The organism is Streptomyces sp. NPDC055140 (assembly GCF_053607285.1).
This window is the reverse complement of record NZ_JBSGTG010000017.1, coordinates 74,790-89,706: the sequence shown is the minus strand read 5'-3', so window position 1 is coordinate 89,706 and position 14,917 is coordinate 74,790. Positions and strand designations below refer to the sequence as shown.

The 14,917-nt window shown below is 69.5% G+C and carries 12 protein-coding genes and 1 pseudogene; 8 read left to right on the top strand and 5 right to left on the bottom strand.

The genetic code is table 11. The features are described from left to right. Positions 1-68: 68 nt before the first annotated feature. Positions 69-1,481 (bottom strand): glutamate decarboxylase, encoded by a 1,413-nt coding sequence (locus ACWFR4_RS28765; RefSeq protein ID WP_453457772.1) that lies wholly within the window; start codon positions 1,479-1,481, stop codon positions 69-71. Positions 1,482-1,588: 107 nt separating this feature from the next. Further along, on the bottom strand, positions 1,589-2,866 hold the full coding sequence (locus ACWFR4_RS28760) for an ion channel protein (RefSeq protein ID WP_453655216.1): 1,278 nt from the start codon (positions 2,864-2,866) through the stop codon (positions 1,589-1,591). 139 nt (positions 2,867-3,005) lie between these two features. On the opposite strand from ACWFR4_RS28760, the gene ACWFR4_RS28755 reads away from it, so the two are divergent. Beyond that, positions 3,006-3,764, top strand: a complete 759-nt coding sequence (locus ACWFR4_RS28755) for a MerR family transcriptional regulator (protein ID WP_453655214.1) — start codon at positions 3,006-3,008, stop codon at positions 3,762-3,764. 6 nt (positions 3,765-3,770) lie between these two features. On the opposite strand, the gene ACWFR4_RS28750 is transcribed toward ACWFR4_RS28755, so the two are convergent. Beyond that, complete coding sequence (locus tag ACWFR4_RS28750) at positions 3,771-4,136, bottom strand: YbjQ family protein (protein ID WP_453457767.1); 366 nt, start codon at positions 4,134-4,136, stop codon at positions 3,771-3,773. 131 nt (positions 4,137-4,267) lie between these two features. Between ACWFR4_RS28750 and ACWFR4_RS28745 the strand changes: the two are divergent. Beyond that, positions 4,268-4,927, top strand: a pseudogene (locus ACWFR4_RS28745) (DedA family protein); the annotation flags it as partial. Positions 4,928-5,006: 79 nt separating this feature from the next. On the opposite strand, the gene ACWFR4_RS28740 reads toward ACWFR4_RS28745, so the two are convergent. Both ACWFR4_RS28740 and ACWFR4_RS28735 read right to left on the bottom strand, forming a co-directional pair. Next, positions 5,007-6,704, bottom strand: a complete 1,698-nt coding sequence (locus ACWFR4_RS28740) for a threonine/serine ThrE exporter family protein (protein ID WP_453655212.1) — start codon at positions 6,702-6,704, stop codon at positions 5,007-5,009. 89 nt (positions 6,705-6,793) lie between these two features. Further along, entirely contained in the window at positions 6,794-7,285 is a 492-nt protein-coding gene (locus tag ACWFR4_RS28735; protein ID WP_127832557.1) for an inorganic diphosphatase, read from the bottom strand. Positions 7,286-7,371: 86 nt separating this feature from the next. Between ACWFR4_RS28735 and dacB the strand changes: the two genes are divergently transcribed. The 6 genes from dacB (at position 7,372) to folE (ending at position 14,849) form a co-directional block, all read left to right on the top strand. After that, positions 7,372-8,856 (top strand): D-alanyl-D-alanine carboxypeptidase/D-alanyl-D-alanine endopeptidase, encoded by a 1,485-nt coding sequence (dacB, locus tag ACWFR4_RS28730; RefSeq protein ID WP_453457761.1) that lies wholly within the window; start codon positions 7,372-7,374, stop codon positions 8,854-8,856. A gap of 115 nt (positions 8,857-8,971) precedes the next feature. Beyond that, positions 8,972-10,114, top strand: coding sequence for a zinc-dependent metalloprotease (locus tag ACWFR4_RS28725; RefSeq protein ID WP_453457759.1), 1,143 nt, complete (start codon positions 8,972-8,974; stop codon positions 10,112-10,114). 214 nt (positions 10,115-10,328) lie between these two features. Further along, positions 10,329-11,351, top strand: coding sequence for a tRNA lysidine(34) synthetase TilS (gene tilS, locus ACWFR4_RS28720; protein ID WP_453457756.1), 1,023 nt, complete (start codon positions 10,329-10,331; stop codon positions 11,349-11,351). 45 nt (positions 11,352-11,396) lie between these two features. Beyond that, a complete protein-coding gene (gene hpt / locus ACWFR4_RS28715; RefSeq protein WP_116511523.1) occupies positions 11,397-11,957 on the top strand; it encodes a hypoxanthine phosphoribosyltransferase in 561 nt (186 codons plus the stop codon). Between the two features lie 197 nt (positions 11,958-12,154). After that, entirely contained in the window at positions 12,155-14,164 is a 2,010-nt protein-coding gene (gene ftsH, locus ACWFR4_RS28710) for an ATP-dependent zinc metalloprotease FtsH (protein ID WP_453457753.1), read from the top strand. 79 nt (positions 14,165-14,243) lie between these two features. Next, entirely contained in the window at positions 14,244-14,849 is a 606-nt protein-coding gene (folE, locus tag ACWFR4_RS28705; protein ID WP_453468010.1) for a GTP cyclohydrolase I FolE, read from the top strand. Positions 14,850-14,917 lie beyond the last annotated feature (68 nt).

The window sequence follows — 14,917 nt, the reverse complement described above, 5'->3', positions numbered from 1 at the left end:
CAGCAGAGGGGCGCTCGGTAAATGGGGCTCACCAGATGGGGCTCAGCAGATGGGGCCCGTAAACAGTCTTAGTGATGGAACCCGGTCGCCGCTTCCTTGTCGCGGGTCAGCGGGTGCGCCTGCTGGCGCAGTTCGGGCAGCAGCCGGTTGAGGTCGGCGAGGAAGAGCGCGGCCAGGTCCGCCGAGAAGCCGTTGCGGCACACCAGTCGCAGCACCGCCAGGTCCTGGCGGTGCGCGGGGAAGGTGTACGCGGGCACGAGCCAGCCGAATTCGCGCAGACGGCGCGACACGTCGAAGACGTCGTACGCCTTCACCTCGGGGGCTGTCGTGAAGGTGATGACGGGCAGTTGGTCGCCGCGCGTGATGAGCTGGAAGTCGCCGAGGGTCTCGATGCGTTCGGCGAGGCCCCGGGCGACGTCCCGGGTCGACTGCTGGACCGCGCGGTAGCCCTCGCGGCCCAGGCGCAGGAACGTGTAGTACTGCGCGACGACCTGCGCGCCGGGCCGGGAGAAGTTGAGGGCGAAGGTCGGCATGTCGCCGCCCAGGTAGTTGACCCGGAAGACCAGATCCTCCGGCAGATCGTCCGCCGTACGCCACAGGGCCCAGCCGACGCCGGGGTAGACGAGGCCGTACTTGTGGCCCGACGTGTTGATGGACGACACCCGCGGCAGACGGAAGTCCCAGACCAGCTCGGGGTCGATGAAGGGCGCGATCATGCCCCCGGAGGCGCCGTCGACATGGACGGGGATGTCGAGGCCGGTCTTTTCCTGGAGGGTGTCGAGGGCGGCGCACAGCTCCTCGATCGGCTCGTACGAGCCGTCGAACGTCGAGCCGAGGATGCCTACGACGCCGATGGTGTTCTCGTCGCACAGCTCGGCGGCGGCCTGCGGGTCGAGGTGGAAGCGGTCGCCGTCCATGGGGACCTGGCGCGCCTCGACCTCCCAGAAGTTGCAGAACTTCTCCCAGCAGACCTGGACGTTGATGCCCATGACGAGGTTCGGGCGGGCGTGCTCGGAGGGGTAGCGGTCGGCGTTCCGCTTCATCCAGCGGCGCTTGAGGGCCATCCCGGCGAGCATGCACGCCTCGCTCGACCCGGTCGTGGAACAGCCGACCGCGCCGTCCGGGTCGGGCGCGTTCCACAGGTGGGCGAGCATCGACACGCAGCGCCGCTCCAGCTCCGCGGTGCGCGGGTACTCGTCCTTGTCGATCATGTTCTTGTCGCGGCACTCGCCCATCAGGACGCCGGCCTGCGGTTCCATCCATGTGGTGACGAAGGTGGCGAGGTTGAGCCGTGCGTTGCCGTCGAGCATCAGCTCGTCGTGGACCAGCTGGTACGCCGTGGAGGGTGGCATGGGGTTGCCGGGCAGCCGGTGCTTGGGCGGGGCGTCGGTCATGCCGCTGACCGGATTGGCCTCGCCGTAGAAGGGGTTGACGGCCATCGGGCGCTCGTCGTGCTTGTGGGGACCGTGGTGCAGCGGCATCGTCGCGGGCTCCCTGTATACGGGGTCGTGGCCTCATCGCGAGGATACGGAGGGGTGGGGCGTACCGCCCGGCGAGACCGCGCGCCCGCGCCGTTCGGCGGTACCGCTCAGCGCACGGACGTGCCGTCGTCGTGCAGCTGCATCTGGGGGCGTCCGGTGACCAGGATCCAGGCCGGCAGCGAGGCGATGCACAGCAGGGTGATGATCGCCGGGGACGCGACGAGGACGGCCGCGGTGAACAGGCTGATCCAGCCCTGCCGGGTGATGGCGAGCAGGATGCCGAGGACGCCCGCCGAGACTCCGACGGCGGGGTGCACGCCGGGCACGAGCGCGTGGGCGAGGAGGCCGAAGGCCGACCCGATGAAGACCGCGGGGAAGATCCGGCCGCCGCGGAAGCCACAGGAGGCGGCGACCAGCAGGGCCGCCAGCTTCACCACTGTCATCAGGGCGAACTCGCCGGCCGACCAGCCGTCGGGGTTCCGGGCCAGCTCGGCGACCTCGTCGAGGCCCTTGAAGAGCGTGAGATGTCCGCCGAGCGCGCCGAGCAGACCGAGCACGAGCCCGCCCGCGGGCAGCATCAGCAGGGGGTGCTTGAGGCGCCCGAACGCGGCGTGCGTGTGAGGGAAGGCGTAGACGGCCGCCATGCCGAGGACCGCGGCCGCGGAGGCGATCACCAGGGAGGCGAGGAGGTCGCCCCAGCCCGGCCGGGGGAAGGAGGGCAGGCCGAGGTCGAAGGCGGGGTGTGCGACGAGGGTCGTGGTCATCGCGCCTGTGGCGGCCGCGGTGAGCGGCGCGAACAGGGCGTCCCACAGCGAGCCCCTGATCTTCCTGCCCGCGAGGGCCTCGGAGATGACGAGGGCGGCGGCGACGGGCGTGCCGAACAGCGCGCCGAGCGTCGCCGCCTCGGCCAGCGAGACCCACAGCGTGGGGGACAGGGCCGGCAGGGCCTTCGCGCCGAGCCAGAACACGAGGGCGATGTTGGCGGCGATGATCGGGTTCTCGGGGCCGAGACTGGGACCGCCGGCCAGCATCAGCGCGGTCGCGACGAGCAGCCCGGGCAGCACGAACGGCGGCAGCGGCGCGCTCGCGAGCCCGATGGTGGCCGGGTCGGGGCCCGCGTGACCGGGCGCCTTCCAGACGACGAGGCCCACGAGGATGCCGGTCGCGGTCAGCATGACGATCATCCAGAGCGAGGAGTACCCGCCGATGCCGAGCGCGTCGGGCAGGTCCTTCCACAGCACGTGCTGGAGCTTCTCGGCGAGCTCGCTCAGGCCGAGGTACAGCAGGCTGCACGCGACGCCTACGACGAGCGCGGGGACGACCAGCGGGAGCAACGTCCGTGCCGGGGTGGTCTCCTGGGGCGCGGCCTGCGCGTCGGTGGTCACCGGCACACCATAAGCGGATGAAAGCCGCACAACACCCGGAGAAAATGCCGCTTGCACCTCACGTGACGTGAGGCCGCACGCTGGGACCCGTACCGACAACGACACCGGCAACGACACCGGCAGGGAGAGGGCGGGAGCCGTGAGCTACTCCGTGGGGCAGGTCGCCGGGTTCGCCGGCGTCACGGTGCGCACGTTGCACCACTACGACGAGATCGGCCTGCTCGCGCCGGTCGGGCGCAGTCACGCGGGTCACCGGCGCTACAGCGACGCCGACCTGGACCGGCTCCAGCAGATCCTGTTCTACCGGGAGCTCGGCTTCCCGTTGGACGAGGTCCAGTCCCTGCTCGACGACCCAGCGATCGACCCGCGCGAACACCTCCGGCGCCAGCACCGGGTGCTGACCGTCCGTATCGAGAAGTTGCAGAAGATGGCCGACGCCGTCGAACACGCCATGGAGGCACAGAAGATGGGAATCCAGCTCACACCGGAAGAGCGCTTCGAGGTCTTCGGGGACAAGGACCCCGAGCAGTACCAGGAGGAGGCCGAGCAGCGCTGGGGGAACACCGAGGCCTGGGCCGAGTCCCAGCGCCGCGCGGCCACGTACACGAAGGAGGACTGGCAGCGCATCCAGGCGGAGGTCGACGACTGGGGCCGGCGGTACGCGGCGCTCGTGGCGGCCGGCGAGCAGCCGTCCGGCGAGGCTGCGATGGCTCTCGCCGAGGAGCACCGGCAGCACGTCAGCCAGAACTACTTCGAGGTTTCCTACGAGATGCACGTCTGCTTCGGCGACATGTACGTGGCCGACGAACGCTTCAAGGCGTTCTACGACTCCATGGGTGAGGGCGTCGCCGAGCACCTGCGGGACGCGATCCACGCGAACGCCGCCCGCAACGCGTAGCCCGCGCTACATCGGTGCGATCACCACCGCCGTCCCGTACGCGCACACCTCCGTGCCGACGTCCGCCGCCTCCGACACGTCGAAGCGGAACATCAGCACCCCGTTGGCGCCGCGGGAGCGGGCCTGCTCGACGAGCCGCTCCATCGCCTGGTTACGGGTCTCCACCAGCGTCTTGGTGAGGCCTTTCAGTTCGCCGCCGATCATCGATTTGAGGCCTGCGCCGATCTGGCTGCCCAGGTGCCTGGAGCGGACGGTGAGGCCGAAGACCTCGCCGATCACCTTCTCCACCCGGTAGCCCGGCACGTCGTTCGTAGTGACGACGAGCACATCCGTCTGCGGATTCTGGCCGCCGCCGAAGTCTTCGATACCCATAGACACAGGTTTGCCACAGTTGACGCACAGTGCATCCTGAGGGGGCCGCTGGAACCTGGTGGCGTCATCCGGCGTTGATAACTTTGCACCGCCATTGCCCTCGCTTCACCACCCCTCAGGAGTCCGGAACCGTGACGACGCTTGCTCTCGGACCAAGCTGGCTGGACCCGGACCACCTGCTCAACACGTTCGGCATCTGGGGCCTGCTCCTGATCGTGTTCGCGGAGTCCGGCCTGCTCATCGGCTTCTTCCTGCCGGGCGACTCCCTGCTGTTCACCTGCGGACTGCTGATCACCGCCGGCACGCTGGACTTCCCCCTGTGGGGCGCCGTCGGCCTGATCTGCGTCGCCGCGATCCTCGGTGACCAGGCGGGTTACCTCTTCGGCAAGAAGGTCGGCCCCTCGCTGTTCAACCGCCCGGACTCCCGCCTCTTCAAGCAGGAGAACGTGGTCAAGGCCCACGAGTTCTTCGAGAAGTACGGCCCGAAGTCCCTGGTCCTGGCCCGCTTCGTGCCCATCGTCCGCACCTTTACGCCGATCATCGCGGGCGTCAGCGGCATGAAGTACCGCTCGTTCATCACGTTCAACGTCATCGGCGGCGTGCTCTGGGGCGCGGGCGTCACGTTCCTCGGCTCCTGGCTGGGCAACATCGAGTTCGTCCACAAGAACGTCGAGGCGATCCTGATCCTGATCGTCCTCGTCTCGGTGGTCCCCATCGCGATCGAGTTCCTGAGGGCGCGCAGCAAGTCGAAGAAGGCCGAGGCGGCCATGCCTCAGCAGCAGACGCCGCCGCAGGGCCAGCGCGGCCGCCACGCGAAGCGCTAGACCGCCAGGGCGCTTCGCAGCGTCCTGGTACTCCGGCAGCGGAGTACTAGAACCCTCGGGTCCGCTTCGCCGCCCGGCGCCCCGCCGCCCCGGGCGAGCGCAGGAACAGCCGCGCGATCTCGGACCCGAGGTTCACCCCGATCGCGATGGCCATGGCGAGTGCCGCCGCCTTCGTCAGCGATACCAGACCCGCGTCCACATCGTTCTGCGCGATGGCCAGCAGCCCGAAGTACGTCGCGGAACCCGGCAGCAGCGGCCCGATCGCCGCCGTCACGTACGGCAGCGCGGACGCGAACCGGTAGCGCGAGAAGAGCTGCCCGAACAGGCCGACGAGCCCGGCCGCCGCCGCCGTCGAGGCGACCGGCGAGATCCCGCCGACGACGTGCATGGCCCCGTACACGACCCACGCCACACCGCCGTTCAGCGTCACCGCGAGCACGGTGGAGCGTTCCTGCTGAAGCAGGACGGCGAAGGCGAGCGAGAGCGCCATCGAGGCCGCGATCTGCCAGTAGGGGCGGTCGATGACCTGGAGGGCCGCCTCCGGGTTCAGCTGTGCGTGCAGCTGGACGCCGAGATAGAGCACGATCAGGACACCGATGACGATGCCGACGAAGAAGTACATGACTTCGAGCAGGCGCGCGGCCGCGGTGATGTAGTAGCCGGTCAGACCGTCCTGCACGCCCGCCACGAGGGCCCGCCCCGGCAGCAGCGCGAACAGCCCACCGGTGATCACCGCGGAGGCGCGCACGTCCACGAGGTTGTGCGCGAGGGTCAGCAGGATCCCTATGGCGGCGGGCGGCATCGCGGCGACGGTGAACTGGTAGAACTCCGGCAGCCCGCGGCCGGCGCACAGCCAGGCCAGCCGGTCGCCGAGGATCGCGCCGAGCGCCGCCGCGACGAAGACGATGAGGTCACCGCCGACGAGGATCGAGGCGCCGCCCGCCAGGAGTCCGGTGGCCGCGGAGAGCACCCAGCCGGGGTAGGGGTGACGGTTGCGGCGGATCTCGGCGAGACGGCGGTAGGCCTCCTCCAGGGAGACTTCGACCTCCGGGTCGCTGATGTCGTACACCAGCTGGAACACGGCCGCGAGGCGCGTGTAGTCGGTGCCGCGCCGCCGCACGGTCCGTGACGCGGTCACCGGGTCGTCGACCAGCGACGGCTGGTACGAGATCGAGAGCAGCGTGAACGTCACCGTCGGCTCGCACCGGTCGAGGCCGTAGGAGCGGCACACGGCGAACATCGCCGCCTCCACGTCCTCGGCGCCCTCACCGCCCGCGAGGAGCAGCTCGCCGATACGCAGGGTCAGGTCGAGGACGCGCGGAACGGCCGGGCCCTCGTCGTCGTGCTTCTGCACGGGCTCTGCCGCGGGGCGCTCGGCCACCGGCATGCGCAGCATCGTGCGCATCCGGTCCTGCCAGGGCGCCTCCTTGGTCAGCTTGACCATGGGGATGCCGTGCGCGGGTGTGAACGCGGGCGGCGCCTGCCGGGAGCTGTAGGTCTGCGGGGGCGTGAAGGCCGAGCCGCTGGTGTCGGCGGGTGCGGCGGCCAGGGTGCTGAGCCCGTCGGGGAGCGCGAACTCGGACGTCGTCTGTGACTCGTCCTGCTCGGGCGTCGGGGTCTGCGGCACCACCCCTTGCGGCGGGGTGAAGGCGCTGCGTGCCTCGTCCGACTGCGGTTTGCGGTCTTCGGCCGCCTCCGGCTCCCGCTCCGTCACCAACTCGCCCTTCGTATGACGCTTGCGCACCTCCCGGTACGCCTCAGTATGAGCACAGATACGCGAACGGGCCGCCCCACCCCCGAAGGAGTCGGACAGCCCGTGAGTGGCGGGGGAGGTCAGTGACCGCCCTGGTCCTTCAAGCGCTTGTAGGACCGCTCGATCTCGGCCTCGGCTTCCGTGCGGCCGACCCAGTCGGCGCCCTCGACGGACTTGCCGGGCTCCAGGTCCTTGTAGACCTCGAAGAAGTGCTGGATCTCCAGGCGGTCGAACTCGGACACGTGGTGAATGTCGCGCAGGTGCTCCACGCGGGGGTCCGAGGCGGGGACGCACAGCAGCTTGTCGTCGCCGCCGGCCTCGTCCGTCATCCGGAACATGCCGATGGCGCGGCACTTGATGAGGCAGCCGGGGAAGGTCGGCTCCTCCAGGATGACCAGCGCGTCCAGCGGGTCCCCGTCCTCACCGAGCGTGTTCTCGACGAATCCGTAGTCGGCCGGGTAGCTGGTCGAGGTGAAGAGTCGACGGTCCAGGCGGATCCGACCGGTCTCGTGGTCCACCTCGTACTTGTTCCGCGAACCCTTCGGAATCTCGATCGTGACGTCGAACTCCACCGGTGGCTCCTCCATGATCAACACATACGACTGGTGGTTAAGTGTCCCTCACGCAGGTGTGTGATCGCGAAAGGGGCTGGTCCGTGGTGCCCGAGCGCAAGGCTTCGCAGGCAGTTTCACAGGCAGTGAAGGTGCTTACGAAGGTCAAGACCTGGCAGCTCACAGCGGGCGCTGCCACCCTGGGCCTGGCGCTCTCGGCCGTGGCGGTGGCCTCGGCCGGTCCGTGGGACTCCAGCGGTCAGCGTACGGCGGAGGCGCGCCGGGCTGTGTCCCAGGAGGCCGGGGGTGGCACAGATCACGGCCGCGACGGGCGCCCCGACGAGCCGGACATCGCCCCGAGCGCCCGTGCCGTCCTCGCGGCGCCGGGCGACTCGGTCCCCGGCCCCACCAAGGGCGCGCTCGCCGACGTGCTCGACCCGCTCCTGAACGACCCGGCCCTCGGCAAGCGGCGCACCGCGGCCGTCGTCGACGCGGCCACCGGCGAGCGGCTGTACGGCAAGAGCTCCGGCGACGCCCTGACGCCCGCGTCGACCACCAAGCTCGCCACGGCGGTCGCCGCCCTGTCGATGCCGGGATCCGACCACCGCATCGACACGAAGACCGTCATCGGGCCCGGCTCGTCGGCGCACGAGGTCGTCCTCGTCGGCGGCGGCGACCCCACGCTCACCGCCCGCAAGGACGCCGGACCGAACGCGAGCCTGCGCGCCCTCGCCGACGCCACCGCGAAGGAACTCAAGGACCGGGACACGGACGAGATCACGCTCTCGTACGACACCTCGCTCTACTCGGGACCGCTCCTGCACCCCATCGGGCCCAACGAGAACATCGCGCCGGTCAGCGCCCTGATGGCCGACGAGGCGCGCATGGACGACTCGTCGAGCGGCCCGGCGCCCCGCGAGTCCGACCCGGCGGCCGCCGCCGCGCGGAAGTTCGCGGATCTGCTGCATGACCGCGGCATCAAGACGAAGGGCGAGCCGGGCCCGGGCAAGGTGTCGGGCAACGCCGAGAAGCTGGCCAAGGTGTCGTCGCCGCCCGTGTCGGCCCTGGTCGAGCGCATGCTGACGCACAGTGACAACGACATCGCGGAGGCCCTGGCCCGTCAGGTGGCGCTCGCCACGGACGAGGCCGCGAGCTTCGACGGCGGGGGCGAGGCGATCCGTAAGGAGCTGGACAAGCTCCGACTCCCGCTCTCCGGAAGCCACTTCGCGGACGGCAGCGGCCTCGACCGCGCCGACAAGGTCTCCGCCGACCTGCTCACCCAGGTCCTCGCGCACGCCGTCGAACGCGAGCGCCCCGGGCTGCGCCCGGTCCTCACCGGACTGCCCGTCGCCGGCTTCACGGGCACGCTGAGCAAGCGGTACACCGACGCGGCAGACGCGGCGGGCATCGGCCTCGTACGGGCCAAGACCGGCACGCTGACCGGGGTGAACACGCTGGCCGGAACGGTCGTCGACGCGGACGGTCGGCTCCTGGTCTTCGCGTTCATGACGGACGGCACCGTGAACCCGGGACAGGCTCAGGCGGCCCTGGACCGGCTCGCGTCGACGGTCGCGAACTGCGGCTGCCGCTGACCCGCCCCGCACCCCGGCCCCGCCTGTCCCGGCCGTGTCCCCTAGGGGGCACAACCGGGGCGCTGTCCGGGGCCAAGGCCCTGTGCACCAGGACCCGAGCACGTACGGTTGACGCATGACGAGCATCGGTGGTGCTTCTGGGATGGTCGACTGGAATCTCGCGGTGGCGACCGCGACCCGACTCGTGCGGCCGGGTCCGGAGGTGACCCGGGACGAGGCGCGGACGATCGTCGCGGAGCTGCGCCGGCACGCCAAGGCCTCCGAGGAACACGTTCGGGGCTTCACACGGATGGCCACCGAGGAGGCGCACGACACGCCCGTCCTCGTCGTCGACCGCCCCGGCTGGGTCCGGGCGAACGTGGCGGGGTTCAGGGAGCTCCTCAAGCCCCTCCTGGACAAGATGGAGGAGCGGCGCGGCTCCGGCCCCGGCGGAGCGGTCCTCGGCGCCGTCGGCGGCAAGGTCACGGGCGTCGAGCTCGGCATGCTGCTGTCGTTCCTGTCCTCCCGCGTCCTCGGGCAGTACGAGACCTTCGCCCCCGCCACCCGGGACCTGCCGGCCGCGCCGAACGGCGGCGGAAGACTGCTCCTCGTCGCGCCGAACATCGTGCACGTGGAGCGCGAACTCGACGTGGATCCGCACGACTTCAGGCTCTGGGTGTGCCTGCACGAGGAGACGCACCGCACGCAGTTCACGGCCGTGCCCTGGCTGCGTGACCACCTCGAGGGCGAGATCCAGTCATTCCTCGCCGAGACCGACGTCGACCCGATGACGTTCCTGGAGCGCATCCGGGAGGCGGCCCAGTCCCTGGCGGGCGCACGCCCCGAGGGCGAGCAGGGCGAGGGCGACGACGGGGGCCGCTCCCTGGTCGAGCTCGTGCAGTCCCCGGCCCAGCGCGAGATCCTCGCCCGGCTCACCGCCGTGATGTCGCTGCTCGAAGGGCACGCGGACTTCGTGATGGACGGGGTCGGGCCCGCGGTGGTGCCGTCGGTTGCCGAGATCAGGGAGAAGTTCAAGGAGCGCCGTCAGAAGGGTGCGTCCCGCCTGGACCTGGCGCTGCGCAAGCTCCTGGGCCTCGACGCGAAGCTGCGCCAGTACCGCGACGGCGAGCGGTTCGTCAGGGCCGTGGTGAACGAGGTGGGTATGGACGGATTCAATCGCGTATGGACATCGCCGAACACGCTCCCCACCAAGGCGGAGATCGCCAAACCGGCGGACTGGGTCGCGCGGGTGCACCGCAAGTCGGAGGGTGCACCGTAAGGCAGGGTCGTGAAACAAATACGGCCAACGGCAGGAGAACGCCCCCGTAATCACCCATCCGAGGGACCGTGGGCCCTGGGTAGGCGTGCAATGCTCGGGGAATGGCCCGGCTCTGTCACCATCGACACACTCTGAGTGACTGAATCACCGAGTCACAGTTGAGTGACTAGTCCGAGCCACACCCCCACCGAAAACTTCATGAAGGGAACCGGACATGGGTCCCCATCCTGCGGTCGCGGCGATACGCCTGGCGGTCCGCCGCGTACTTCACGACGTACTCAACGACCAAAGCGCCCCCCGGACGGTGCCAGAAGCCCCGCGCACCCCGCCCCTGGTGCTTGTCGCCTGCTCCGGCGGTGCCGACTCCATGGCGCTCGCCTCCGCCCTCGCCTTCGAGGCCCCCAAGCTCGGCATCCGCGCCGGTGGCGTGACGGTCGACCACGGTCTGCAGCCCGGCTCGGATCTCCGCGCCGCCGAAGTCGTCGCGCGGCTCACCGCCCTGCGCCTCGACCCCGTCGAGTCCGCGGCCGTGCACGTCGGCCGCGACGGCGGGCCCGAAGCCGCCGCGAGGGACGCCAGATACGCCGCGCTCGACGCCGCCGCGGACCAGCACGGCGCCGCCGCGATCCTTCTCGGCCACACCCGCGACGATCAGGCAGAGACGGTCCTGCTCGGCCTCGCCCGCGGCTCCGGCATCCGCTCCCTGTCGGGAATGGCCGCGACCTCGGGGGTCGACGGCCGTTACCGCAGGCCCTTCCTGCACGTCGACCGCCAGACCGCCCGCAAGGCGTGCATGGCCCAGTCGCTGCCCGTCTGGGACGACCCCCACAACGCCGATCCGGCGTACACGCGCTCCCGGCTGCGCCACGAGGGGCTGCCCGCCCTGGAGAAGGCGCTCGGCAAGGGCGTCGTCGAGGCGCTCGCCCGTACGGCCCAGTTGTCCCGTGACGACGCCGACGCCCTGGACACGTGGGCCGCGCAGGCCGAATCCATGGTGCGGGACCCCGCGGGCCTCCTGGAGTGCGCCAAGCTCTACGCGCTGCCGCCCGCCGTACGCCGCCGTGTACTGCGCCGCGCGGCCATCGAGGCCGGCGCCCCGGCGGGCGCTCTGTTCGCCCGGCACATCGAAGAGGTCGACCGTTTGATCACCGGTTGGCGCGGCCAGGGGGAGATCAACCTCCCCGGCAAGGTCGTGGCTCAGCGCCAGGGTGGCAGACTGGTCATCCGGCAAGGCTGACGAGGGGCGCGAGTCCTTCAGCGGCCGGTGGGACGACCGAAAGTGATGCGGGTGGACGCGAAAGACATGGGCACCGACCTTCAGTCGGTGCTCATCACCAAGGAAGAGATCGACGCGAAGCTGGCTGAGCTGGCCGCGAAGATCGATGCGGAATACGCGGGCAAGGACCTGCTGATCGTCGGTGTCCTCAAGGGCGCCGTGATGGTCATGGCGGACCTGGCGCGTGCGCTGTCCACCCCCGTCACGATGGACTGGATGGCGGTGTCCTCGTACGGCGCGGGCACCCAGTCGTCCGGCGTCGTGCGGATCCTCAAGGACCTCGACACCGACATCAAGGGCAAGCACGTCCTGATCGTCGAGGACATCATCGACTCCGGCCTGACGCTGTCGTGGCTGCTCACCAACCTCGGCACCCGCGAGCCCGCGAGCCTCGAGGTCTGCACGCTGCTGCGCAAGCCGGAGGCGGCGAAGGTGGCCATCGACGTGAAGTGGACCGGGTTCGAGATCCCGAACGAGTTCGTCGTCGGGTACGGCCTGGACTACGCGGAGAAGTACCGGAACCTGCCGTTCGTCGGCACTCTGGCTCCCCACGTCTACGGCGGCTGAACGGCCGCCGAAGCCATGTGAGACGGTCGGGAACCCTTGCGGGTTTCCCGCCGTTGGAGCATGCGTGGGCGAGATTCCCAGCCGTCCCCTGCGACTTCGGGTGACAATGCTGGGGTACCGTCCGAAGAACAGTCTTCAAAACAGCCTTTATCAAACTCACTATGGCAGGAGGGACGGGGCGGCATCGCTCCGTAGGGATGGACGTGAAGCGATACTTCCGTGGGCCGGTCATGTGGATCGTGCTGGCCGTCCTTGCCGTGGTCGTGTTGATGCAGGTCGTCGGTTCGTCCGGTGGCTACAAGACGGTGGACACCGGCCAGGTCATTCAGGCCATCGACGACAACAAGGTGCAGTCGGCCAAGCTGACCACCGGCGACGAAAACAACATCAAGGTCGAGCTCAAGGACGGCCAGAAGGTCCAGGGCAGCAGCAAGATCCAGGCGAGCTACATCGGCGACCAGGGCGTCGAGGTGGCCAAGGATCTGCAGGCCAAGTTCGAGAGCAAGCAGATCCCCGACGGGTACACCGTCGCTCCGACGAAGCAGAACGCCTTCGTGGGGATTTTGCTCTCCCTGCTCCCCTTTGTCCTGATCGTCGTCGTCTTCCTGTTCCTGATGAATCAGATGCAGGGCGGCGGCTCCCGAGTCATGCAGTTCGGGAAGTCCAAGGCGAAGCTCATCACCAAGGACACCCCGAAGACGACGTTCGCCGATGTGGCGGGCTCGGACGAGGCCGTCGAGGAGCTCCACGAGATCAAGGAGTTCCTCCAGGAGCCGGCGAAGTTCCAGGCCGTCGGCGCCAAGATCCCCAAGGGTGTGCTGCTCTACGGCCCGCCCGGAACCGGTAAGACGCTGCTCGCGCGCGCCGTTGCCGGTGAGGCGGGGGTTCCCTTCTACTCGATCTCGGGTTCCGACTTCGTCGAGATGTTCGTCGGTGTCGGTGCCTCCCGAGTCCGTGACCTGTTCGAGCAGGCCAAGGCGAACGCCCCGGCGATCGTCTTCGTCGACGAGATCGACGCTGTCGGCCGGCACCGTGGTGCGGGTCTCGGCGGCGGTCACGACGAGCGCGAGCAGACGCTCAACCAGTTGCTCGTCGAGATGGACGGCTTCGACGTGAAGGGCGGCGTCATCCTGATCGCCGCCACGAACCGGCCCGACATCCTCGACCCGGCACTGCTGCGCCCGGGACGTTTCGACCGGCAGATCGCGGTCGACCGCCCGGACATGCAGGGCCGTCTGGAGATCCTCAAGGTTCACCAGAAGGGCAAGCCGGTCGCACCCGATGTCGACCTCTCCGCCGTCGCCCGGCGTACCCCGGGCTTCACCGGCGCCGATCTGGCGAACGTGCTGAACGAAGCGGCGCTCCTCACGGCGCGCAGCGACCTCAAGCTCGTCGACAACTCGATGCTGGACGAGGCGATCGACCGCGTGGTGGCGGGCCCGCAGAAGCGGACCCGGATCATGTCCGACAAGGAGAAGAAGATCACCGCGTACCACGAGGGCGGACATGCCCTGGTCGCGGCGGCTTCACCCAACTCCGACCCGGTGCACAAGATCACGATCCTGTCCCGTGGACGGGCCCTCGGTTACACGATGGTCCTGCCCGACGAGGACAAGTACTCCACCACGCGCAACGAGATGCTCGACCAGCTCGCCTACATGCTGGGCGGGCGCGCGGCCGAGGAGCTGGTCTTCCACGATCCGACCACGGGCGCGGCGAACGACATCGAGAAGGCGACCACGACCGCGCGGGCCATGGTCACGCAGTACGGCATGACCGAGCGGCTCGGCGCGATCAAGTTCGGCGGCGACAACACCGAGCCGTTCCTCGGCCGGGAGATGGGGCACCAGCGCGACTACTCGGAAGAGGTCGCCGCGCTCGTCGACGAAGAGGTCAAGAAGCTCATCGAGACCGCGCACAACGAGGCCTGGGAGATCCTCGTCGAGAACCGAGACGTTCTCGACAACCTGGTCCTCGCGCTTCTGGAGAAGGAAACGCTGAACAAGGAGCAGATCGCCGAGATCTTCGCTCTGATCGTGAAGCGCCCGGCCCGCCCCGCGTGGACCGGCTCCTCCCGCCGTACCCCCTCGACCCGCCCGCCGGTGCTCTCCCCCAGGGAGCTGTCACTGACGAACGGTTCGAACGGCACGGCAACGGGCGTCGAGTCCGGGCTGGACATCGCTCCTACGGACAGTCCCGAGGTCTGATCACCCCGGAATGGATAACCGCGTCCCCCACGCCTTACGGTGTGGGGGACGCGGTTCTTTGTTCAAGGAAGAGGCACAGATGACCGACCCGGTGACGCTGGACGGCGAGGGGCCGATCGGCGAGTTCGACGAGAAGCGGGCCGAGAACGCTGTGCGTGAGCTGCTCATCGCGGTCGGCGAGGACCCGGACCGCGAGGGCCTCAAGGAGACGCCGGCGCGGGTGGCTCGGGCGTACAAGGAGATATTCGCGGGCCTGTGGCAGAAGCCCGAGGACGTCCTGACGACGACGTTCGACCTCGGTCACGACGAGATGGTCCTGGTGAAGGACATCGAGGTCCAGAGCAGCTGTGAGCATCATCTGGTGCCGTTCGTCGGCGTCGCCCACGTCGGCTACATCCCGTCGGGCGACGGCAAGATCACGGGCTTGTCGAAGCTGGCCCGCCTCGTGGACGTCTACGCCCGGCGCCCGCAGGTCCAGGAGCGTCTGACCACGCAGATCGCCGACTCCCTGATGGAGATCCTGGAGCCGCGCGGGGTGATCGTGGTCGTCGAGTGCGAGCACATGTGCATGACGATGCGCGGGGTGCGCAAGCAGGGCGCGAAGACCATCACGTCCGCGGTGCGCGGCCAGCTGCGCGACCCGGCGACGCGCAACGAGGCGATGAGCCTGATCATCGCGCGCTGAGCCCTTGCGGGCATGCGGCAGGCACGTCGCGGGCCCTCGGTGGCCCCCGGGCCCTCGGCGGGTCAGGC

Bases quoted from the DNA above. Each gene is read 5' to 3' on its own strand.
- ACWFR4_RS28725 (WP_453457759.1), top strand. From the start codon at position 8,972: ATGACGAGCATCGGTGGTGCTTCTGGGATGGTCGACTGGAATCTCGCG.
- tilS (WP_453457756.1), top strand. From the start codon at position 10,329: ATGGGTCCCCATCCTGCGGTCGCGGCGATACGCCTGGCGGTCCGCCGC.
- folE (WP_453468010.1), top strand. From the start codon at position 14,244: ATGACCGACCCGGTGACGCTGGACGGCGAGGGGCCGATCGGCGAGTTC.
- ACWFR4_RS28750 (WP_453457767.1), bottom strand. From the start codon at position 4,136: ATGGGTATCGAAGACTTCGGCGGCGGCCAGAATCCGCAGACGGATGTG.
- ACWFR4_RS28765 (WP_453457772.1), bottom strand. From the start codon at position 1,481: ATGCCGCTGCACCACGGTCCCCACAAGCACGACGAGCGCCCGATGGCC.
- hpt (WP_116511523.1), top strand. From the start codon at position 11,397: ATGCGGGTGGACGCGAAAGACATGGGCACCGACCTTCAGTCGGTGCTC.
- ftsH (WP_453457753.1), top strand. From the start codon at position 12,155: ATGGACGTGAAGCGATACTTCCGTGGGCCGGTCATGTGGATCGTGCTG.